This window comes from Helicobacter sp. MIT 03-1614 (assembly GCF_000762925.2).
Classification (GTDB): Bacteria; Campylobacterota; Campylobacteria; order Campylobacterales; family Helicobacteraceae; genus Helicobacter_C; species Helicobacter_C hepaticus.
This window is the reverse complement of sequence record NZ_JRMS02000016.1, coordinates 1-23,110: the sequence shown is the minus strand read 5'-3', so window position 1 is coordinate 23,110 and position 23,110 is coordinate 1. Positions and strand designations below refer to the sequence as shown.

Genomic DNA, 23,110 nt, shown 5'->3' with positions numbered 1-23,110 from the left:
AACAATAAAGAATCTCAAGTAGAGGGAACTTATAATGAAAGGATTAAAAAGATTCATACTCAAACCATAGATTTAGCAAAGATTGTAAGTATTGGAGGAGAATATAATACCAATGTAGCTTTATCTAAAGATACTATTGTAGGATTAAGCCATACTCTTAACATAGGAGCAAGCAATAAACTTAGAGTAGCAAAGAAGAGTAGTGAGTATGTAGGAGAGGATAAGGAAGTAGAGATAGGGGGGAATCTCAATACAAGTATCAAACAAGATGAGAGTAGGAATGTAGGGGGGAATAAGAGAGAGGTGGTGGAGGGGGAATATCATTTACAAGTTCAAGATTCCATTAACATAGAATCCACTAATGAAACTACACTTAGGACTAAAGGGAATCTCTTACTTACATCTAATGCCTCTATGGGACTTGAAACAGATGAAAATGCTACTTTTATAGCTGATAATATTTTATCAGAAGCAACGAGTGATTACGCTATTAATGCTGGTAATGCCATTAATCTAAAGATTAATGAAACTGTTATTTATGCCACAAGCGATACAATCATTTTTAAAGCTGGTGGAGTAGAAGTAGTCATAGATTCTAAAGGATTAGTCGTTAAAGGTGGGGAGGTAAAGGCGGAGTGAGGAGTGAAGAAAGGTTTAAAAAATCTTAAAATAGGCCTTTAATATTGCTTGATGAGGAATTGGCGGGAAATAACAAATGTTAAATAAAGAAAACACTCAAGAGTATAGCAAAGATACATTAAGAATACAAATTATAGATTCTAAAAACAATCCCATTAAAGATGCGGAAATAAGACTTATTGGCATAAAAAATACAGAAAAATATGATGTTGCACTTAATGAAAAAACAAATATAAATGGAGAAATCGTATTTGACAAAACAGAAAAACTACGAGAAAATACACAAAGTTTTGAAATTAGAATAAATCATCCAGACTATCAGATAAAACCAAAAGATAATTATAGGAGAATATGTAGAAGTTATGAGTATGGGCGTTTATGTCGCGCTACATTTGAGTCTAAAATATCAGACTTTGCTGTGCAAAAAGTCATTATAGATAATAAGTTTCTATTAAAAGACATTGGACTTACCATTACAAAAAACTTTTATAAACCAAATGATAAGATAATGTTTAAAGCGGAATATGATACAAACAAAATAAAACCCAACGAAATAAAATGGGGATATAAAAAACAAACTATGAATGATTATGACAAACAAGGCAAAGCAACAGATGTAGATTACATTTTATTTAGTGATTTGGATTCTTATATGCCAACAGATATACCTACAACTCAAAAACTTGATAAACCTTTAAACGATACACTGCAACTTCCAAAAACTGATAGTATAAGTCTTAACATACCGCAGAAGTGGCTAAATGAAAGTGTCGCGATTTTTGCTTACAAACACAATCCTCATTGGAAAGTATGCCAAATTATAAAAGTAAATGATTATCCTCAAATCGTCATTGATGGCACACACGCAGAAGTGCTAAGAGCAAATAAAAATACTACTCTTACTCAAGGAGAGCAAAAGTTTTCTCAAGAAATGCAAGCCTTAAATGCCCAAGCTAAGGTTTTGGGCTGGGGAACAAGTTACCTTTTACAAAGGCTATGGCACGATAATCCCCAAATACCAAACAATTTTAAAACAAAAGATAAGTATGCCGCAAATAAAGGTTTGCGTTATGCAAGCAGCAAAGATATAATCATTGATGATAGTAGTTTGTATGGGATTTTAAGTAATTTTGATGAGATAAACCTAAAAAAGCTTACCTACAAACAACATATTGGAGATTCAATAGAATATTATGCTGAACTAGATTGGGATAATCTTTATCTTAAGTTTCCTATGATAAAGGATTTAGAATCTAAGATTCTAGGCAAGAGACAAAATAGCACAACTTATATTCAAGAGAATGCTGCGCATATTATTACAGAAAACTTTAAAAACGAAATAAAATATTTTCTCCAAAACACCATACAAAAACAAGAAATAGCCAATGTATTTCATAATGATAACCTAGCAGAAAAAGAGTTTCTCGTTGCTCTTATCTTGGATAAGATGCAAGAGAGAGAAAATCTGCATCAAAATAAACTTGAAGCTCGTGATTGCACTGCTCTTATTCCAATAGATACAAATATTATAAAAGATAGTAAAAAAGAATTTATATATAATAATCAACGCCTTAAGCTCCTCACAGACTGCAAACCACACGAATTTGCTAGACTACATCTACAAAGCTATCCTATTCAAAATGAAACTTTTGCTAAGTATATGGGAGTGGATATGAGGAATGCTAGTTTGTATGAGTTAATGATTTATTTTATGAAAATTACTTCAGAAGAGCAATTTGCAAATCTTACTAATAATTTTCCCTATTCTAAAAGCACCATAGCCCTTTATGCAATTACAGGGAAATTTAGTATCTTTTATCTGCCTTATAAAATTACTATTAAAAGAAATAAGCAACAAGTTAATTATTTAGAATGCTTTATTGATGAATTACTTTGCTATATCTATGATAGCTTTGATTTTAGTGATGAACCTTATCAGCCTGTGGGTATGTGGGACTATAATGAAGTGGCTTTCAATCAGTATCGTTCAATGGAGCATTTGTTGAGTTATGGCAAACCAGCAGTGCCGATTGCTTCTGTTTTTTTAAGTGCTCCACAAACTTTAAATGATATTCCTAGATATGAGCAATCAATGCACTATGTTACAGAAGCTATCATCAAACAATCAGCACAACAAAACAAATATTACATCATCAATCAAAACTACCAAGACTATCAAACTCATTTTAAATTTGGACTAGATTATAGAATCTTTAGTAAGAATGCTAAGGTAATAGAAATAATAAAAAACGAAGATTTAAAAATTATCTTTGAAGTTAGGTAGATTATGAGTTTTATTTATTTTCATATCTATCAAAATTATTTCATCTTACTAATGGGCTGGATATTTTATTTCTTTATGGCATTCTTTGTAGTAAAATACATCAATCAAATAGCTTTTTTTTATAGAATCTTTGCTTGTAAAAGTTTTTTATTTGGCTGTATATTCGGAATAGTAGCTGTGTGTTTGTATTACGCAATCATTATATATACCAAAGAAGGCATAAGGGCATTTTTTTTGATTTTGCTGACATTTATAAGTGGTGGGGGAATACAAATCTATGGAATGCTATTAAAATTTCATTTATGCAATAACGCATTAGGTATTCATTTTGGATTGACACAAAATATTATTATATTTGTTATGACTTCATTGTTGATTGGATTATTGCTAGTGGATATAATGGCTTGCTCTCCATTTGTAATACTTGGAGCAATGCTTAAAGAAAGTATTATGAATAATGGAATATTAGCGAGATAATCTTATGTATAAAGCATACAAAGACTTGCCACATTTTATCACTACCAAACTTGCTAGTATGGACACACAAAGAATGGAGCAAGATATGAATAGAACCATTGAATATAGTAAAAAATATAATTTATACTACATCATCAACCAAGACTACCAAAACTATAAAAAGAGATTTAACAAAGGCTTAAACTTTAGAGTCTTCTCTAAGGATAAAACAAATGATAAAATTCATAAAGGATTCTATGTGTTAAAAGTGCCTGAAGATAAGGCTACACAAACATATTTTAAGGTGGAATTGTGAATGTTGTCATTAGCATTATTTACTTTTATTTCTAGTATAACACTTGTTTGTTATAGTATTTATGCTATTAAAAATAAGGAGTTCTAGCCTCTATTTAAGTAAAATCAGATTCTAAAGCTTTTTTAAAGGAATGGGAGTAAAAATATTTTGGGAATCTACACGCATTAACCTTAAAAAATCATTAAACACACTCTCACACACTTTTCTTTTTTATCCCTTAAAAACATTTTATCTTGTCTCTAGTCTTTGTCTATCATTTCTCTATTCATTGCTTTTGCTTAGAGCTTTTTTAAAACTTTGGAAATTAATTTCCATACATATTAGATTCTAATATAAGGGAAAAGGTAATATAAGATTCTCTTTATAGTAATTTTATTTGTAATAGAATCTGTGTCATTATATTTCAGCTAGAATATTTTATAAAGCTTAAAAAACTTTTTGCCTTGAAGCTAATCTTAAGTTGTTTTTAAATTTTATTTTTTCTGTTCTTAAGTTAAAAAAATATGAAGTTTGCTATGAAGTTTTTTTAATTTTGTATCGAAGTATGAATCTTGAAATGCTCTTAAGTTTGTGGCAAAGTTGTATTCAATTTAAGTGAAATTGTTAGTCTATGATTTTGTATTGAATTTGAAGCAAAGTTGATATGAAATTATAGATTCTTTTTGCACTTTAAGTTTATAAATTTTGCTATGAAGTTAAGAGATGATTTTGTTCTATGATATGTGATTACTTTTTTATCATTTTTGCAAAAATTTAAGCTCAAATTCTTGCAAAAAATGACTTTTTGGCATTTTACCTATCTCAAAGCCCCTTGCATAAGGCATTCTTTATCTTTTTATGCACATAAAAAGGGTTATCCTGCACATTTACATTTTTTCTTATTTTTGAAGCATATTTAAGGGATATTTTTTTATGATTTTTTTGCAGAAAAAAAGTCAAAAGTCTTTATAAAATTTTGCTAGAATCCTTTGAGTGAAGTTTTGTATTTTTGTAGTTTTCTTTGGTTAGAACCAAAGGATTTTTTTATGAATGATATTGTTATTGATGTGCCTTTAGAAAAGATAAAAGAAGATGAAAAACTTTTTGAATATATTTCTTTTAAAAAAGCCAGAAAAACTCCTGAAGTTTATCAAGCTAAAGTGCATAATGCTTTTATAAATTATTTCACTCAATCTAGTAGTCATTCTTCTACTTCTCACACTCATCATAGAAATAAGATTATCATCAAAAATATTGGCAATATGAAAAGAACACACTTGCATAATGCTCTAAGTTATACCATTGAAAAGAGCTATCAAGAATCTATGAATATTTTTGATGATATGGACTTTCATACAGAGCTTTTATCACAGCATAAAAAATGTGCGATTGATTATCTTGGTAACTTTGTAGGAGTAGATGAGATTCTAAAAGATTGGCAAAAAGATTTTTCATCAAACAAAAACACAAATGAAGCCTTGCATTTAGTCTTTTCTCTCAATGAAATACACTCTCCTACCATTATGGAAATACTCTTACAATCTGCTCAAAATACTTTGCAGAGTCATTTTGCAGAGTATAAATATATTCTTGTCCCTCACGCTCATCAAAACAAGCCACATATTCATATCATCATTAATAAGACAAACATCTTTTCAAAGAAAAAACTTCACTTCAACTCTAAGCAAGAATGTGCAGCATTTTATGATAGTTTGCGTGAGGATTTTAAACAAAACTTGTTTGTTCTTTCAAATGGAAAGTTAGATTATAGCAACGATGTCAAGGTAAATAGAGATTTTTTGCGCCAACATTTAGATTCTAAACTTGAAAACTTAGATAAATTTAACACAAGTAATGCTAATAAAGATGATAGTATAGAGCAAGATGTAAGATTCTTTGCTACTTATAAAAAAGCTATTAATAGCCTTAATGCTAAAATCAAATCTCTTTATTCTGCTAATGAAATCTTAAAGCAAGAAATGTGGCAAACTTCAAGACATTTAAAGAATGTAGAAAAAAAGATTAAAGAGCTAGAATCTAAAGGCATTAATCCTACTCAACTTAAAGAAAAAAGATTACTCCTCTTTGATGAACTTTCTCGCGCAAAAAATCAAATGAATAAAAATGAGCGCAAAGCTAATGTTTTAAGGGAACATATGAAAAGATTTTTAGATTGGGAGGATACTTATAAAAGCTTTTCACATCATTTTACCTTGCTTAACAAAAAGAAGTCTATTCTTAGCTCGTTTAAGTCATATGAGCGATACTTGCCTCTTGATGTGATAGATACACTCAAACACTTTAAAAGAGATATAGCACAATTTGAACATACTCTAGGAGAAAATATAGAGAAAATGAGCAGTGGAATTATTGCAGAAGCTACAAACTACAATCATAAAAGCAATGCCTTTGCTTTAAGCAAAAAGCTATCACATCTCTTGCATTATAAGCATATTGTCTCTACACTTACTTTTCCACAAAACAATGCCTTAGAATCTAAGAAGAAAGAGTGCATAGATGCTCTTGAATGTAACGCGCAAAGCTTACTCCAAGCCATAAAGCAAAGAATGATAGATATTAATGCACATTTAGCCCTTACAAAAGAGGATTTAGAGCAGTCTTTAGCGATTGAACATAAAGATATAAAGCGTATAGCCTATCTGCATAAAAAATGTAGCTTTCTTTTAAAAGAACAACAAGTGTGTGAAAGGACTTTACACAAGCATAATATTGCTTTAAATCCTATTCCAAATACGCAACAATCACAATTTAGCAAATCTATTGTAACTACTCTCAATCTCGCACATAAAGCTATACAAGATAATAGAGATTCTTATACTACTAAAGCACAATCACATAAACTTGTGATATTAGAATCTGCAATAGAAACTAAAGCAAAATTGACAATAGAATCTAAAAAGAAAAGATAAAGCTATGCAAGGAGATTTTAAGACTTTTGAGTGCTGGATTTATTTTTTAGTTTCTTAAGTTTATCTTCTAGCTCTTTGGCTAAAAGCTCTTGTTTGTAGGATAGATAAAATCTTAAAGAATCCTCAATGAGTGAGCCTTTTGTTTCACCTCTTACGCCAAATTCATTTAAAAATGTCTCTACTTCTTGTAAAAGCGATTGACTAAGATAAAATGTGTAATATTTTTTATCCTTTGGTTTGACATTGTGATTCTTTTGTAGGGTAAGCTCTTGTGCGTGAGTAAGATTGACATTTGAAGCAGATTCTACAAAGTCTTTTGCCTTTGTGCTTGATTCTAAGCTATTTATTTGTGCAAGTTTATTTTTTACATTGTATTTCATTAATATGCCTTTATGAAATTATCTATCGCCTTTTGCTTTTTGTGGGCTGTGGTGATGTGTTGGTGTTTTTGTGTATGAGAGGTGTGCTTATCTGCTTTATAGCTTGTAAGGTCTTAGTATATTCGCTTACAAAAAAGCTAACATAAGGCTTACTATCGCCACTTTCATAATAGGCAATCATAGCGTCTTTATATTGTGCTTTTATCTCTGTTTGCGCCCTTGAAGCATTGAGAGAAAGAAAAGGCATATTGTCATTTATAAGGCTTAGATTCTGTAAAATCCTTGCTAATCTTTTATTGCAGTCTTGGAAATACTGCAAGTAAGCCGTATTATTATGGATATAAATAGCCTTATTAAAGGGATTATCTATCTTTTGGTAATAAGAAATCATACGCTCCATTTGCAACTCTAGCTCTAATGGATTGCTTAATGGCACATACTCACTATTGCCTATTGTTACAGCTAACTCTCTCACCCCACCTTGCGCCTTTTTTGGTAATAATCCTTGAGATAGGATTTGATGTATTTCTCTTATGCTATGCTTTGTAATCGTAGGCTTTTCTTGCAAAATATAATCAAGGGCGTATTTGATGTTGAGTAGCATATTTGCATCATCTACACTCTTTGAGCTTATTGGGAGGCGCGTTTCAAATAATGTCTCCGCCTCTCCTCTTGTATAGGTGTTGCCCTCGATAATAGCAGAAGTGTATATAAAATCAAAGCATAGTTTATGGGCGATAGATTTGCGGTTCTCTATATTTGCAATAATCTCGTTTAAGTCTATGTCTGCACATATGGCGCGTAAATTATCACTTTGGGCTTTGCCTAAGAAGCTTGTTTTCTCCAAAAATTCAGGATTGTATTCAATCATCATTTATCCTTAAAGTTATAAAATTGCAAAACTTATACCTTAGGCTATCTCTGTGCTTGAGGCTACTTGTAATATCTCGTCTTTGATATTTAAAAACTCTATTTGGGCTTTTGTATCATTATATTCATTAATACCTAAGCCCTCACTAATAGCTCTTTTGTATGAGATTCTATCATAAAGAATAGATTGAAGTAAATACAAATGCTCATAGCTTTGCTGTGCTTCTTTAATTGCGTTACATAAGTCTTGTAGCTCTTTATGCAAAAAAGGATTTGGGCTTATTTTATTCATTACAATACAGATTTTAAGAGATTCATTAATCTCTTTAATCTCTCTTGTCTTCTCTAGCATTTGTAAAAGCACTTCAAAATCAAGGTAGCTAGGTGTGGTAGGTATTACAAGTATATCTGCATAAAGCATAGCTTTGCGAGATTCTGTGCTATCAATTCCACCTGTATCAATAATGATGTAATCATATATTTCTAGGCTTTGTTTAAGTGATTGTGTAATATTGCCTGTTCTGTTTGTGAGAGTAAAGTGTTTTAAGTCCATACTATCATTTCTATTTTCACGGATATTTGTAAAACTTTCAATGTTTTTTTGAGAATCTGTATCCATAATAAGCACTTTATGCTTATCTATAAGTGATATACCTAGATTAATAGCAAGTGTGCTTTTACCACTGCCACCCTTTTGATTTGCTATTGTGATTGTCATTTATGCTCCTTTGCTTTTGACACACGCAAGGGAAAAATCTTTTGCACTTTCTATGAGGCGCAAAATCTCATTTGTATCAACTTGCTTATCAAATAAGGTTTCTTGATAGTTGAGAAATGCTCCCACCATAATAAGCACTTCAGATTCTAAATACTGATATTCATCTTTATTGGTTGGTTCTTTAATATGAAATATTTTATTTTGTAAATCAATGTTAATCATTACCTCTCCTTATTTAAGATATGCTATTATATCATAATTATATTACATTTACAATAAAATATAATACAATATATTGTAATTTGATATAAATATATAAAACTTATTCATCTACACTAAAAGAAACTAGAAACTTTCTCATATACATCGCTATTCATATGTATATAAATTTGTGTATTAGAAATATTTGCGTGTCCTAAAGCTTTTTGTGTGAGGAGAATATCTCTACTCTCCCTATACACAAACGAAGCAAAGCTATGGCGTAAAAGATGTAGCATATTTCCGCGTGGCTGCATACAATTAAGCTTTTTTAGGATAGGTTTAAGATTAATACATATATTTGGTGGTTGATTGAGATTTTTGAGCTGAAACAAGAATGGGCTTTGGCACAACATAGCCTTTCTTTTATCGAGAAACTTTTGCATAAGATTACCTATAAATACTTTTTTAATCGATACAAGTCGCTCTTGTGAGCATTTGCCCGAAATTTTAAAGATATATTGCTCTCTATCTTCTTTTATATCATCAAATATAAGATTTCTCATCTCTCTTGTTCTAATGCCAGTATAATATACAAGCAGGATAATAAGCTTTTTTCTTATATCGTATATAGAGGTTTCTTGAAGCTCTTTTACTTCTTGCAAAAATGCTTTATAATAAAAATCATTTAAAAAGCTAGGAAGCTTCTTTTGTTTAGCAAAATTCATCTTAATAGACTTAAGATTAATGCTTTTATAACCTTTATCATTTAAAAACCTCATAAAAAGATTTACGCACATTATGTATTGATTGATAGTTGAGTTTGCTAATCTCTTTGTAAGGGAGAAAAAATAATCCACAAACTTAGCACTATCCATAGCAGGATTAAAGTAGCCATTATGATTTAAAAAGTATTCAAGCATAGTAAGGGTAGGAGTAAAGAGATTTGCACTAATAAAACCTAAAGCTTTTGCCTTTTTAATGAAGATTCTTATCTCCCTAAAGCTTGTAAAGTCATAATGGCATTGTAAAAAGATGTTTGCCTTGTATTTGTCGGTAATGGCGTTTTGTGAAAAGCTTTTACACTTCATAATGCAGTATTCGCCAAAGAGCTTTATTACTTCCTCTTTATTTAAATGAACTTCTTGTAGCATTGCGTCTCCTTTTTAGATAAATAGATATTGTGTCAGCACACAATATTCCTTTTCTTTTGTTAAAATACTTTTCTTCACTCTGCAAACACCCTTAAAAGAGTAATATGCCCACCACCCCATTTGTGTGTCTCAAATGAAAGCTTTACCATTCTTGCTTGAAATTCATCTTTATACATTCCAAACTTTTGCACATATTTAAAATGTTCCCAGCATTCTTTTAAACCCATATTTGAGCAAAAAATATCATATCTGCCCTGCTTGTATTCAACCGCGTAAGATTCTGTCGTTTCTTTAAGATTCATCATTGCTCCTTATGTTTTTATAAGCGCATTATAGAATAGATAAAGCCCTATAATCACACAAATACCGCTATTTACAGCACTTTATCCCTTAAGTTTAAAACTTACTTTATGCTTTGTTTTTTGTGATTTTTGTTTCTTTAGTGAAGTGGCGGAAGTATTTGGTGGTTGTTTGCTATATTTTAAACAAAGATATGTGGATTAGAATCTGCCTTGATATATGAAGTAGATTCTAAGATTTAAGCGTGAAACTATCTACCACGCCAACATTTTTTCTTATTTTGTGGCTTTTGCGCTATGGGTTTTCTTTCATTGACTTCTATGTGAGTGATATTTTGCTCTAGGGTGTGTTTTAGTTTTTGGGGATACCACTGCTCTTTTACAAAATGAACTATCTTTATAGCGTCTTTAAGGGCTTCGTTAATCTCCTTTTTGTTATCTTTAAACATTTTACTCCAGCTATCTACATAACTTGCGTGATTTTTTAAGTCATAGTCTATACCTAACTCTATTGCTTGCAGAAATGAGTAAAGCTCTGCTCTTAGCTCCTCCTTCGCGTAACAATACGAACCAAAACTACCGCTTAGGTCTCTATCAAGCCTTGTCTTGTGTCCTGTGGCGTGTCCTAACTCGTGCAGTGCTGTGGAGTAATATTGTTCTTTGCTAGTAAAAACTTCTTTGGGCGGTAGATATATTTTATCCTCGTCTATGACATAACAAGCCCTGTCTGCATTGTGATGTATAATAGGGATATTGCTATTTTTGAGGACCTCCTCTATAAGAGGATTATCCTCAAAACGATTTCTTTCTTTGAGTGTTTCTAGTGGTGTAATGTTGTGTTTGACTTGATATTGTTGTATTTTGTTTATATCAATGTTGCTTGTTTGCTTAAGATTAAACACTGAAAATATCTTATAATATGGAGTTTGTTGTGTTGGAGATTCTAAATCACTCTCTTGCAAGTCATTTTCTTTTTTTGCGTCTTTATAGCCTTTGAACCACACTATATGCGCTTTTTCACCACTTTTTACATATCCACCTAAAGCTTTTATTTGATTAAAGGTAAGATAGCGATTTTCATCTAAACCATTTATCATTAAGTTAAGTGCATTCACGCCTTTATAAATAGTGCCTGTTATGGGATTATGAGGCTGTATGCCGTTATTGCTCCAAGGCTTAAGCCAAGGAGCAGTGCCATTTTCTATTGATTCAAAAATTTTATTCGCAATTTGCTCTGCTAAAGCCTCCATTCTGTCTTTATTCATTGCCTGTTTCCTCCAGCTCTTGCGCGAGGTAATCAAATTCATCTGTTTCTACATTTTCGATAATCTCATATTCTTGTTGCTCTACTTCTTCTTGCATACCATTCATATCTTCTCCTTTATTGATGAGGCAAATATTATCTGCCTTTATATGTAGCTTTTTTGGGTGTCTTAGATTTTTCTTGTTTTTGTTCTTTTTGAATCTCTTGCTCTATATTTTGCTTATTAAATGACTTCTCAATATAATCAATCTCAATGTTTGCTACCTTTGCTAATGCCTTTACGTTATCATAAACACCACCTTCTAGATTTTTAATACTATGGTGGTCGTGTCCTTCAATGGTTGCATAACCATTTTTCTGTGCCAAAGCAAGTAATACCATAACCACCGCTGTATATGGGTTCTCGTGTGTTTTACAAGAACCCCATATGGTAGGTATATAAAAAGGTTCGCCACCTTCGTAAATTTGTCTAAGTCCATTGATACCAATGCCGTCTTCATTGATAAAATCTTTGATATTTTCATCTGTAAGTTTTTCTTCACCCGTATTGTCGGCAAGTGTAATACCTAGCTCTATTGCTTTTTTGCAAACTTTTCGTGCAAGTTCTACAAACTCTACGTCAAGTGTTCCGCTTTCCGCTGAAGTTGAATAATAAATTTCGTAAGCCATATCTTCTCCTTTATTGATTTTGTGAGTTTTTAGTTTGATTATGGCAAGGATAAATCTTTGAAGCTATAATGCTTACTTTAGAATATTTGTTGCCATTCTTTTCCCAACTTTCTTGTGTAAGTTGTCCTTGTATAAACACTAATGTGCCTTTTGAAAGAAAGTTTATTGCAGCAGCATATTTTCCATATACACTTACATCAAAGAACATAGCTTTCTTTTCAATATTTCCTCTTTCGTTTTTAAAAGACTTATTTTGAGCGATTGTGAAGTTTAGGCATTCTGTATTGTTTTGCCCTATGTTACAAATTGTAGAATCTTTGGTTACATATCCTCGTATATTGACACTATTCATTGTTATCCTTTTTATATTTTTGTTAAGGGGGAGATTCCCCCTTTAATATTTATCTACCTTTTGCAACAGACTTTGCCTGTGGTTTTTTTACTTGTGTTTTGGGTTTATCTTGTTTTTTCTCTTGGGTTTCTTTATTTGCTTGTTGTGTCTTTGGTGTTTTTTCTTTTTTCTCTAGGGATTCATTGACAATTTTAGCCACCTGCTCTTTTTGTTTTTGATTGAGGCTTTTAGGCACAGAATAATCTTGCTTATAGTTTTGAGCTTTAAAGTAGGTTTCTATCTGCTCCTTTGTAACGGGTGTTAGCTTCTCTGCAATGTCCTCTAAAATCACACTTTTAACACCTGCTTGTTGTTCTTTTGAATGTTTGTATATGTGTTTATACTCTTTTTGAACATTGAGTTCTTTAATACGACTTCTATCAATGCTAGGGAAGTTCTCTATATTGTAAAGCAACTCTCGCTTGAGTGTAGGCTCTATATCTTTTGTCTCATAGAGAACATTACCTTTTTCATCTGTTGCAAATTTAAAAGCAGGTTCGCCATTCTTTTTCACAACTTGATTGCCCTCCTTGTCTAAGAGAGGTTCATTGCTATAAATAGGCTTCACCTCTTTCTTTTGAATGAAGTGTGTAGATACTGCATTTTTTTGCCAATTTGTCTTAGCTGCCTCAATTTCTTGTGGAGCTGCGCCTAGCATATTTGCTTGTGTAAGGCTTACCCATTGGTTGCTTGTGTATCCCATTTCTGCTTTTTTAATATCAAGCAAGAGTGAATTAATACCATTAAATGGCATACCCGTAGCCGCATTATAAGCCCTTGACATATCACTTGCATTTTGATGTCGTAAGAATGGGGCTTTTTGTGATTTAATACTTGCTGCAATGCTAGCAACCGCATTTGTTTTAATTTGTTCGATTAATTCTTCATAAACTGCTGCTGACATAGTAACTCCTTATATATTTTGCATATCGCATTCTGCTTGTAATTCTGCTACAAGCTCATCTAACTCAAGCGTAGCAACGCCATATTGCACCAACATAGCTTCATCAATATTTGAAAGCTTTACTTCTGTATCCGTCATTGTGTCTCCTTTGTATTTAGATATACAGAATTCTAGTAGATTATCAAGCGCAAAATATACACATCTTTACATCTTGGGGGAGAAGTATGCACATCAATGTTATATGGATATAAGGGATAAATAGAGATAAAAGAGAGTGGCGTGGGTCTTATTGAATGACAACCCAGCTCAAAAAGAGGGACTTACGCTCTAACCTTAGTGCTTCACATTTATTCTTATTTTAAACCAAAAAGTCTAAAATTAAAGTATAAGGATTCTATTTCACTCCTTTAAAACATCTCAAGCATTTTAACACTATCGCCTACACTTATACCAATGGGCTTTTCAAATAAAGTGTCTAGCTCTTCATCGCTTATATTCTTAAACTCTTCTCTAGCTTCTGCTTTATTCTTAATCCAATTATTGATACGCCCTACTTGTATATTAAGTTTCTCCATAAATTCTATACTAAACTTAATATGTGCGTTACCATTTTTGTAGTGCTTCACTTCAAACAAAACTTTATCACCGCTCCATTCCTTATAACTTTGTCCTGCTTTAAATCTACTTATAGTTATATTATCTGTATAGAATCCTAAGTTTCTACCAATGACTTTTAAGTCTCTTAGAAAATTAGTCCAATCTTCATCGTGATAAAAACTGCTATAAGAGAGATAAGCTACTCTAGGCAATACGATTCTATAATCAAGTTTATAAGGATTTGGTGTCCTGCTTTTGTCTTCTCTGTTTGCGTATCTCCAGCTATCGATATTAAATCTTTGATTGCTCTTATAATATAAAACATTCTCACCCTTTGCCATTCTCTCAAAGAAACTCAAATAAGATTTCTCAATATATTTATTTGCATTCTTGATAACCCACAATACTACGCTATAAATGTTATCCTTATTAAAATCAACATTGTTTTCAACAATTACACTTTCGTGGAGATACCCTGCATAAGTTGAAGTAACTCTGTTTCGTATTGCATCTAATTTGCTAAACAATTCTTTCCAATATAAATATTTTAAATCCTTCAATTTTGTTTTTATACCTTTAAGTAATTTCTTTTTATCAACATTCATACATTTAAGCAAATCACTATTAATTGCGTTTAAATGATTGAGAGATTCTATAAACTCATTATATTCTTTCTCATATTCACTTACAAGAAACTCAATCAAATCTCCATTAGCAACTTGATATGTTTTCTCCTCTAAAGAATCATTTTTAGGCAATCCAAACTTATAATTATATTCTTCCTCCTCAATATCATCAAATAGCTTTTGTAGATTAAATTGTTTAATGAGATTATCAGCAAAGACATCTTCATCAACACCATATTTAGCGTTTTTATCTGTTACCCTTATTGTTTTAAACAATACAATATCAACCTTAGCTCTAGCACTTCTTTCAGCATTTAAAAAGTCAGTAGATTCTAATACTTCATACTCTAATCCCTTACGACTTTCAATAACGCGTTTAATATCGCTATCATCTTGCCAACGACTAGGAATAACTAATGCGATAAATAAAGAGTTTATCTCCCTAAGTATTCTCATAACCCATTCTTTATAACTAGAATAAGGCGGATTACAAAAGACTAAGTCATAGGTTTTCTCAATAAGTGAAGTTTGGTTGAAATCACTTCCTACTACGAGGATATTTCTATCCATAGAATCTATGAGGGTCTTGCTCTTTTCTATGGCGTGGATATTGTCAAGTCTTAAGTTTTTATCAAAATACTTTAACACTCTACCATCGCCTGCTCCAATATCTAGCATAGATTCTAAGTATAAGTTTTTATCCTCTTTTATTTCCTTGATTCTTTTTAACAAAACATCTAACATTTCATTAGTAGTAGGATACCACTCAAAATCTTCGTTATTTTGTTTGACTAAGTCTAATAAGCTACTCATTTCATACCACCTAATAAGCTTTCATTAGGCAACATTTGTTTCAAACTCATACACTAGCCTATTGTATAAGGATTCTATTTTTGCCCTCTCTGCTTGGAGTATAGAGGCATTTTGTGTAAGCTCTTTAAGAGAACTTAAACCCTTAAACTTTTTATGTCTTATAGAATCTAGTGTGTCTTTAGCTTTAAGTATCTGCTTCTTATAGCGGTGCATATTGCCATAAGATGAAAAGTGTAAGTTATTTGCCCGAAATTGCACCTCTGCATTCTGCATAATGTGTTGCATTTTCAAAAAGACATTATCATTTTTTGGCTTCTGCTTTTTCACATTGCTAACCACCGCTTTAAAAAAGGGATAAACATACTCTTGCACCCTATTATCAAAACCAAACAAAGTTTCTTTTTGCAAAGGATTCATCATCTCCTTAAAAGCTTTTGTGCGCCTTACCCTTTGACATATAAACTTCTCTCTAGATTCTAAATCTAAAGTGTTAAAGTATTCCATAGCCTTTTTGTTGAGCTTTTCCGTTAATATACACTTTTTCATAACCTCTCCTTATGTTTTATAAGCGCATTATAGGATAGATAAAGCCCTATAATCACACAAATACCGCTATTTACAGCACTTTATCCCTTAAAAATAGCACAATAGAGCGATTTAGAGTAATTTAATGGAAGCGTGTTTTTTGATAGTATTAAAAAGATTTCTATTTGCTTCATTAAGAGGCTTGAGGCTATGGAGCTTTCTTAAATGATGCAATATTAATGCTCGTGTATTGGTATCATTACTTACCCTATATTTTAGAATCTTTGCTTCTGCCCAACCTTGATATGTTTCTTGGTTAAGCGTTTTTAAGTCTGTGATATTCCTAATTTTTAAATCATCATTGCAGTCTTTACTAAAAGGCTTGTAAATGTATGGGAGTTTCTTTGTGTGTGTAAGGATATTTTTTTCCATTTCTTGTGTGTAGCTCTGTCCTTTTGTGTCATTATCAAACGCAAGAGTAATCCTTGCATTTGGTGCTTTGTCTAAGATGTAAAGCATACTTTCTTCCAATGTTTTTATATTAAAGTTTCCAGCAGTAGAGATGAATACACATTCTTGCGGAGGAATGTTTTTCATTTGTCCTAGAGATAGAGAATCTATAATATTTTCACTGATAATAATGTTTTTAATAAGTGCAGGATTCTTATTTCCGCTTAGAATCTCTAATGATTTATTGCCATATTGTAGGCTTTTGAGCGGTCTTGTTAATTCTACGCCTTGCTTATCTTTCGTGATAGGATAATTTAGCCTTTTTGTGTAGCCACAGATAAACATTATCTTAGGATTGTAATTTTTATCATCACTTGAAAGCTTGAAGTTTGGAATCACAATATTGCCGTGTTCGTCTTTCTTAAATGTATGCTGCAAAGGTTTGAGATATTCTATATCAAAGCCTTTTTGCTTGAATAATGGAATCTGTGCTATGTCCTCTTGTGTTATATTGCTCAATGCCTTATAGGCTTTAATAATTTGATGTGAATCTTGCTTGTGAGTAAAAAACTGATGTTTATACTCATTAGCTAGAGTGATATTTGTATCATAGTTTGCTACTAACTCTTTTATATCAAGTCCTCTTATACGCACAAATGAGAGAATATTGCCCCTGTCTGTTTCATCATTTGGATTGAAATATAAATAATTTTCGCCTTTTTTAGAGACAATAAGGCGTTCGTTGTTATCGACATTGACGAGGCAAGGATACATCTTTGAGCTTTTTACTCTATCAAGCTTGTAGCCATTAGCAAGTAGCACTTCGTGCAAAGGGAGCTTGGTTAAATCTTGCATATTTATTTGCTCCTGCCTTTTGTTTTAGTGTGTTGTGGGAGTGCTTGATTATTGATAATGGCATTAAGCTTGGCAGTATTCTCACTATTAAGGTTACTGCTTTGGTCTTTTATTTTATTTGCGATTTTTGGTAAGGTAGTCTCGCACATTTTTTTATCAATGATATTGTTAGAAGCTTTAAGCTTTTCTGCACTCTTTGCAAAGTCAATGATATTATTGTTGATAAGTCCTTCTCCTATTTCTGCGCGGATAGCGCATTCTAAGCCTTTATCAAGCAATTTATTGTTGGTGAGATTGTATTTTAAGCCCTCATTTAGCATATCTTTATGTTCTTTTGTGAGGCGACTAGGCTCTTTATTTGCAAGGAGTAGTAAGATTTTCATTTCATTTTCATTCATACCATTTTTGCAATATTCTAAAAACTCCGCCTTAAACTCGTTTTTAGTAAGAGGCATATTCTCATTATCGAGTTTTTTCTTATCAAACCAATCAATCAAGTCATTGAAGTAGTTGTTTGGGTCAAGCTTTTTACTATTCTCCATAGATGGCTCTTGCAGTGAGGCAATCTCCTCTTTAAAGAGCTTTTGAAAACTTTGTTCGTTTGCTAAATTCTCCTTTATAGAATCCATATTGATATGGTCAGTTAGCTTTGCTTTGGGGTTATTTTCTAAGTCTTTTTGAAATGCCTCAAGCTTATCTTGGGGAAATATCATTTTATCGTGGTAGATAGTGCAATTCTCATTACTTTGCATAAGCTCTAGCTCTTGCAAAGAAGTGGCATTATCTAATACAAATTGCTCTTTTGCTTCAAGCATTTGTTGAGATATGTCTTTAGATTCTATGTCCTTTTCTATGAGTGGCTCTTGTTGTGTTTTTTCAAGTTCTTGTTCTTTTGAATTAGAATCTATTGTGTTCTCCTGTGTTTCCTGTTCCTTAATTTTTTGCCTTTCTTCTTCTAGGATTTGAAAGAATAAATCTCTATCTTTAGGGATAAGCATTTTAAACCAACGCAAAAATTCTTGTCCCATATCATCTGTTTTTACATCATCGTGCCAAGTATCCATAATAGCTCCTTAGATTAAGTCGCTAGATTCTAGTAGCTTTTCAAGCACAAAATATACACATCTTTATTTTTTAAGGGATAAAAATGCACATCAAGGAATAGGGGATTATCTCCTGCGCTTTGTGGGTGTATATGTTTTGGTGGGGGTGTTTTGTGATTGTGCGGGAGTAGAATCTAGCTCTTGTGTGGAGTTAGATTCTGTATTTTGTGCGCCATAAGCCTTTAAGGCTTCTTGTCTTTGATACTCTGCAAAATGTGATTTAGAATCTAGCTTAGATTCTAAAGTAGATTGTATTTGTGGTTCTTGTGTAGTATCAACCCTGTAAGCCTTAAGGATTTGCGCGATAGTAGGCTTTCTATCATCTTGTATATGAGAGCGTTTGAGTAGATATTCTAAGGCTTCTCTTGGTAATCCTCTTTCTCCCATTGCTGCACTAAGAGCAGCAGCTCGTCTAGCTCTCTGTTCTGCCTCTGAATCTCTAAAGTCTCTGTCTGCAATTTCTCCCTTTCTTTCCGTATCTCTTGTGTCTCTTTCCTGTATTTCAAGGCTCTTTCCACGCATTCGCGTGTTTCTCTCCTCAACTGCGCCATATAGTCTTCGTAGGGTATAGCTTTCATAGCTCTCATCTCTGGCGTAATTTGTGATGTAGTCTGTGAGGTTGATGTCAAACTTGTCATAGGTGCTTTCTCCTCTTGCTTTAATATAAAAGCTTGTTAGATTTTGATTGTCTTGGATTATATCATAATTATATTTTTCTTTAAGAGTATTAAGCTTTTCTTGCGAGAGGAGTGTTGCTTTTGGTGTATCGTCTTTGAAATACTTTTTAAGTGCCTCTATAAAGTCTTTTGGATTTGGCATTAAAGATACCTTGAAAAATCTAAAACTTAGGGAATCCAAACTTATCAAGCTTAGCTTTGCCATAGCCACTAAAATCGATTGCATTCTTATTAGTATTAACCTTTTCTTTAAATTCTTTTTTACGCTCATCAAGCTGAGAACCAAAGTCATCAATGCCTTTGGTTACGCCCGAAACCCTTTCTTTTTCCTCTGCTAATATTGCCGCAGTCATTGCCATTGTCTCATTTAGGAAGCTCATATGTGTAGCTATTTCACGGAGATAATCAAGCATAATAAACTCTCTGTCTGCTTGTGATTGACTTGTGTCGGCATTAGAATTTTTCCTTGCATTCTCTAGCATTTGTGCCTCTTTATTTTTCACATAATCGAGTGTTAGCAATACAGGCGCACAACCACCATTTTTAGTCTCTTTACAAAATTCTATGCCATTTTCTTTTGCCATATTCACATCTGTTACTCCTAGTGTTTGTTGCATTTGGAGCATTCTTACTTTAAGTGGTGTGAGTTTTTGTTCAAATTCTTTTCTTTCTATGGCTTCTTGTTTCATTATATAATTGACTTTCTCTTGTTGTTGTTTCTTATATTCTTCAAAATCTCCACTAAGCAAAGTAGATTGCATTTTAGAGTGGAATTCCTCATTTTTTAGCTGTTTTTCATATTCTTTCAACCTATCACACATTACTATTGCAAGAGGTAATCCTTTTAGCCCACCTGCTAGTCCGTCTATCTCATTTGCTTTAATATCTGTAAAGGTTTCTAAGAGATTTTTCACATCTGCTTGAACCATAGTTTCCTCACCTGTTTGTATCGTTTCAAACTCTGTTTGGTCAGGGTCGAAGTAGTCATCAATTTTAAGGAAATCACCGCATTTATTTTGAAGTTGTTTTAATCGTATGGCATTCTTAATGTCATAATCCCTTGCATTTTGGGCTAGTCTATCAGTATTGCGTTTGATAGACTTAAGGGTGTTATTGAGATTATCAAGCACTTGCATAGGATTTGCAATATTAAGATTCCCATTGTTGATTAGGTTATTGGCTTGGTTTGTGAGCTTATTGATTTCATTAAGCCTGTTGATTTGGTCGTTTGCAGCTTGGAGCATTTGTTCGTATTTTTTATATGCCTCTACAAATTGAGCAATGACTTGGGTGTGTTGCACTGCACCTTGTGCATCTCCTACGATAACAGTCTCTGTAGGGATTGCAAATAAAATACTGCACATAAACATCAAAGATAGAAGTGGCTTTTTCATAGATTCTCCTCATATATAAAAGTAGAGGCAGGATTGGATTAAGTTTTATTTTTTAATGTAGTTTTCTTGTTAGTTTATTTATATCCCTCCTAGCCTCCGCATATATTATAGTAGTTTTTAGGGTGCAAAATATACACATCTTTTTTAAGGGGATTTATTTATGCACATATTGATTAATTTTTAGAGATTAGCTAGAATGAGGTTTCTCAAATTTTAAAGAGGAGCAAATATGAAATATGTGTTGTTATCGTGCATTTTAGGAATGCTTGTGTTAAGCGGTTGCGGTGAGCCTAAGCCGAGAAAACTTGAGAGCTGTAAAAATACGCCATTGCCCTATGAATTAAGGGGATATAAGGAGCTTAATAAATTTATGGCTCTAAATCTTTATAATAGAAGTGCAGATACAGTCTTCTTGATGAGAAATATGGCTAGTAATGCAGGTGTTAAACCAGAAGATTTGGAAGTAGATTTTAGTTTTAAAGACATTAAAACTAAAGGAGAAAAAGACGGCATATTTACTTGCACCGCTAACTTGGAGTATGAGTTAAAACGGACTCGTTTTAACATTAAAGATTCCACAAAAATAGAATATACTCTTCATAGGGTAGGGAATGGCATAGGATTTACTATTACTAAACCTGATATTAAGGCATATAATGAGAAATGGAAGTAAAGAATCACACTCTTATTTCCACAATCACTAGATTCTATGGGGTTTTTACCCCATAAGCTTGGCTTTTGCTTATACTATACTACAATAGTATTTTCCCTCCATTATCTTTGTATTTTTAGAATTAACTCTTTCTAATTCCTCTCTCACATAGGAATAAATCTCCTCTGTTGGTTCTGCATTGTGTTTTCCTTTTAGTTCAAAAATGATGAATTTCTCTTTTCTTTTTGTTATCTCTAAAGTGTAATCTCCTTGATAGTCTAAATCATAGATTGCACTTGTGCCTCTATTGACTTTATCTTTTCGTGTATAAACACAATTATTCTGCTTTTCTCCTTGTAAAAAAAGCTCTCTTTCTGTTTTAAGCAGTTTAAAGTTTTTAGGTAGTTTCAAATGGACAAAAGATTGATGAATTTTTAATTTTTTACTTTTTGGAATCTTGCTTGCATTGAGTTTGTCTATTAGCACATTATGTTCTTGTCTAATTCTTTGAAAAGATTGGATTTTAAGATTAATCATTGTTTTTGTCTCATAGATTAACTTTGCATAATCTTTTAAAGTAGATTCATCATTGTATTTGTATTCCTCACCTCTTAATTGGATTGTTTTAAGTAAATAAAAATAATAGAGGTCTAGGACTTTAAATTTCTTTCTTTTATAAAAAATATCACAAGTTCGTTCAAAAAAAGCTTCATCAGATTTTATTTTAGGGCAATTTTTGCTTAATGCAAATTGATAGAATTTGTTTTGTTCTTTTTCCTCTATGAATTGTAAAAAGATTCCAAAGGATAGAGCAGTGAATAAATCTAGCTTGTTAAGATTAAAAGGGATTTTAAGATTTAAAGCAGATTCTACAAAGTCTTGAATGGTATGGGATTGTTTCAACAGATTAAAATCTACTTTGAGATAAGATAAAAGAAAAGTAGGCAATAGATTCAAATCTTTAAGAATAGGAGTATGGATTCTTTGTAAAAAGCAATTTCTTAAAATTTCATTATCAAAGAGATAATCGCATTGGCTTGTTTTAAAAGTTTTTGTATTAAATTGCTTTATGGATTCCCCATTTTCTCTTTTCCACTTTTTGTAGATTTTAAAGACACATTCGTTGTTTTCTTTGAGGATAATAAATTTTCTCTCCTCTGTTTGAAAGACTACAAAAGTAGATTTTTCTTTTCTTAGGAAAACTTGATTTTCACTAAGTAAAATATCTTTTGTTTGTATATTATAGCGGAGAGAATAAAAAAGGATTTTGCGTTCTTGTATTTCATTAATCCCAAAACTAAACCCTAAGTTTTTATTTGCCTCTAAGATTTTTTCTAAATAATCAAAGAGAGAATTGGGAATCAGATGCAATTCAAGATTTAAAGTGCAAGAGTATCTAAAAATAGAATAATTCTCTTTTGTGCTTTCTATAAAAGACATAAAAAGTTCATCTTTTTGCCATTCTTTTAAAATAGGAAACTCTTTTAAGAGTTTTTCATCAATAGAGCTAAAATCTAAGGGTTTATAAGACTGAATGAGATTCTGAATCTTTTGCATTGTTAATTCTCTAAAGATTCTAGCAACTTGGGATTCTCGTGGATATTACCTATTACTTCAACCTCATAATATTCAAAATCAAAAACATCATTATTATTTGTTATTTTATACATCATAAAATACAAAGGTATAGAATCATCGTGATATTTCTTAACTATTGCTATAAATGGCTCTGCTTCCTCTGGATAATCTGGGTCTATAATTCTTTGTTTAGCCTTTACAATATCCCCTTCGTAAATCTTTACACCCTTTTTATCTTTAAGCCTTATCCATAGTTCAATTTCACAATCTTTAATTTCTTGATGTCCAAGAAGCTCATTAAATTCTGTTACGAAAGGCTGTTTGCTACACTCTGAAATTCCTATCGCAATAGGTTCATTCCCTGCATACAAAAGCCTTTTATTCTTATT

Annotated in this window: 24 protein-coding genes and 1 pseudogene; 6 read left to right on the top strand and 19 right to left on the bottom strand. The window is 32.0% G+C overall.

All coding sequences use genetic code 11. The annotated features are described in order from the left end of the window. The 5 genes and pseudogenes from LS66_RS09430 to LS66_RS09415 form a co-directional block, all read left to right on the top strand. Positions 1–639 (top strand): annotated as a pseudogene (locus LS66_RS09430) (hypothetical protein); the annotation flags it as partial. 76 nt (positions 640–715) lie between these two features. Further along, on the top strand, positions 716–2,923 hold the full coding sequence (locus LS66_RS10345) for a DUF6402 family protein (protein WP_052057416.1): 2,208 nt from the start codon (positions 716–718) through the stop codon (positions 2,921–2,923). A gap of 3 nt (positions 2,924–2,926) precedes the next feature. Continuing rightward, entirely contained in the window at positions 2,927–3,400 is a 474-nt protein-coding gene (locus LS66_RS10170; protein WP_034343309.1) for a hypothetical protein, read from the top strand. 4 nt (positions 3,401–3,404) lie between these two features. Continuing rightward, a complete protein-coding gene (locus tag LS66_RS09420) occupies positions 3,405–3,695 on the top strand; it encodes a hypothetical protein (RefSeq protein ID WP_231944842.1) in 291 nt (96 codons plus the stop codon). A gap of 1,025 nt (positions 3,696–4,720) precedes the next feature. After that, entirely contained in the window at positions 4,721–6,604 is a 1,884-nt protein-coding gene (locus LS66_RS09415; protein ID WP_052057418.1) for a relaxase/mobilization nuclease domain-containing protein, read from the top strand. A gap of 17 nt (positions 6,605–6,621) precedes the next feature. Here the strand turns inward: LS66_RS09415 and LS66_RS09410 are convergent, their stop codons facing one another. The 17 genes from LS66_RS09410 to LS66_RS09335 all read right to left on the bottom strand — a co-directional run bounded on the left by LS66_RS09410 (position 6,622) and on the right by LS66_RS09335 (position 20,491). Further along, entirely contained in the window at positions 6,622–6,984 is a 363-nt protein-coding gene (locus LS66_RS09410; RefSeq protein WP_034343749.1) for a hypothetical protein, read from the bottom strand. Positions 6,985–7,006: 22 nt separating this feature from the next. Then, positions 7,007–7,858 (bottom strand): Fic family protein, encoded by an 852-nt coding sequence (locus LS66_RS09405; protein WP_236097023.1) that lies wholly within the window; start codon positions 7,856–7,858, stop codon positions 7,007–7,009. A gap of 36 nt (positions 7,859–7,894) precedes the next feature. Then, positions 7,895–8,572 (bottom strand): ParA family protein, encoded by a 678-nt coding sequence (locus LS66_RS09400; protein WP_034367132.1) that lies wholly within the window; start codon positions 8,570–8,572, stop codon positions 7,895–7,897. Continuing rightward, entirely contained in the window at positions 8,573–8,794 is a 222-nt protein-coding gene (locus LS66_RS09395) for a hypothetical protein (RefSeq protein WP_034327408.1), read from the bottom strand. Positions 8,795–8,907: 113 nt separating this feature from the next. Continuing rightward, on the bottom strand, positions 8,908–9,924 hold the full coding sequence (locus LS66_RS10340; protein ID WP_236096320.1) for a tyrosine-type recombinase/integrase: 1,017 nt from the start codon (positions 9,922–9,924) through the stop codon (positions 8,908–8,910). Positions 9,925–9,998: 74 nt separating this feature from the next. Then, complete coding sequence (locus LS66_RS09385; RefSeq protein WP_034327407.1) at positions 9,999–10,226, bottom strand: hypothetical protein; 228 nt, start codon at positions 10,224–10,226, stop codon at positions 9,999–10,001. A gap of 248 nt (positions 10,227–10,474) precedes the next feature. Further along, positions 10,475–11,488, bottom strand: coding sequence for an ArdC family protein (locus tag LS66_RS09380; protein WP_052057420.1), 1,014 nt, complete (start codon positions 11,486–11,488; stop codon positions 10,475–10,477). A gap of 134 nt (positions 11,489–11,622) precedes the next feature. Beyond that, positions 11,623–12,156 carry a hypothetical protein gene (locus LS66_RS09375; protein ID WP_034327406.1) on the bottom strand — a complete coding sequence of 178 codons (534 nt, stop codon included), beginning with the start codon at positions 12,154–12,156 and terminating at the stop codon, positions 11,623–11,625. A 10-nt stretch (positions 12,157–12,166) separates the two neighbouring features. After that, the gene (locus LS66_RS09370; protein WP_052057422.1) at positions 12,167–12,508 is read right to left on the bottom strand and encodes a single-stranded DNA-binding protein; all 342 of its coding nucleotides are present in this window, start codon (positions 12,506–12,508) and stop codon (positions 12,167–12,169) included. A 49-nt stretch (positions 12,509–12,557) separates the two neighbouring features. After that, positions 12,558–13,451: an ArdC family protein gene (locus LS66_RS09365; protein WP_034327405.1), complete on the bottom strand. Its 894-nt coding sequence runs from the start codon at positions 13,449–13,451 to the stop codon at positions 12,558–12,560. 9 nt (positions 13,452–13,460) lie between these two features. After that, entirely contained in the window at positions 13,461–13,589 is a 129-nt protein-coding gene (locus tag LS66_RS10420) for a hypothetical protein (RefSeq protein ID WP_268902978.1), read from the bottom strand. Between the two features lie 269 nt (positions 13,590–13,858). Continuing rightward, complete coding sequence (locus LS66_RS09360; RefSeq protein ID WP_034327403.1) at positions 13,859–15,487, bottom strand: DUF4942 domain-containing protein; 1,629 nt, start codon at positions 15,485–15,487, stop codon at positions 13,859–13,861. 24 nt (positions 15,488–15,511) lie between these two features. After that, complete coding sequence (locus tag LS66_RS09355; RefSeq protein ID WP_034327401.1) at positions 15,512–16,033, bottom strand: hypothetical protein; 522 nt, start codon at positions 16,031–16,033, stop codon at positions 15,512–15,514. Positions 16,034–16,144: 111 nt separating this feature from the next. Next, positions 16,145–17,317 carry a toprim domain-containing protein gene (locus tag LS66_RS09350; RefSeq protein ID WP_034327399.1) on the bottom strand — a complete coding sequence of 391 codons (1,173 nt, stop codon included), beginning with the start codon at positions 17,315–17,317 and terminating at the stop codon, positions 16,145–16,147. 2 nt (positions 17,318–17,319) lie between these two features. Then, positions 17,320–18,381: a hypothetical protein gene (locus LS66_RS09345; protein WP_034327397.1), complete on the bottom strand. Its 1,062-nt coding sequence runs from the start codon at positions 18,379–18,381 to the stop codon at positions 17,320–17,322. Between the two features lie 105 nt (positions 18,382–18,486). After that, positions 18,487–19,239: a hypothetical protein gene (locus LS66_RS09340; protein ID WP_034327395.1), complete on the bottom strand. Its 753-nt coding sequence runs from the start codon at positions 19,237–19,239 to the stop codon at positions 18,487–18,489. A gap of 19 nt (positions 19,240–19,258) precedes the next feature. Further along, positions 19,259–20,491, bottom strand: a complete 1,233-nt coding sequence (locus LS66_RS09335; protein WP_034327392.1) for a hypothetical protein — start codon at positions 20,489–20,491, stop codon at positions 19,259–19,261. A gap of 229 nt (positions 20,492–20,720) precedes the next feature. Here LS66_RS09335 and LS66_RS09330 point away from each other — a divergent pair, with 229 nt between their 5' ends. After that, positions 20,721–21,164: a hypothetical protein gene (locus LS66_RS09330; protein WP_034327389.1), complete on the top strand. Its 444-nt coding sequence runs from the start codon at positions 20,721–20,723 to the stop codon at positions 21,162–21,164. 69 nt (positions 21,165–21,233) lie between these two features. Here LS66_RS09330 and LS66_RS09325 read toward each other — a convergent pair whose 3' ends face one another. Further along, a complete protein-coding gene (locus LS66_RS09325; protein ID WP_034327387.1) occupies positions 21,234–22,700 on the bottom strand; it encodes a PcfJ domain-containing protein in 1,467 nt (488 codons plus the stop codon). 2 nt (positions 22,701–22,702) lie between these two features. Continuing rightward, a partial coding sequence (locus LS66_RS09320) for a YopX family protein (RefSeq protein WP_236097022.1) occupies positions 22,703–23,110 on the bottom strand: 408 nt, incomplete at its 5' end.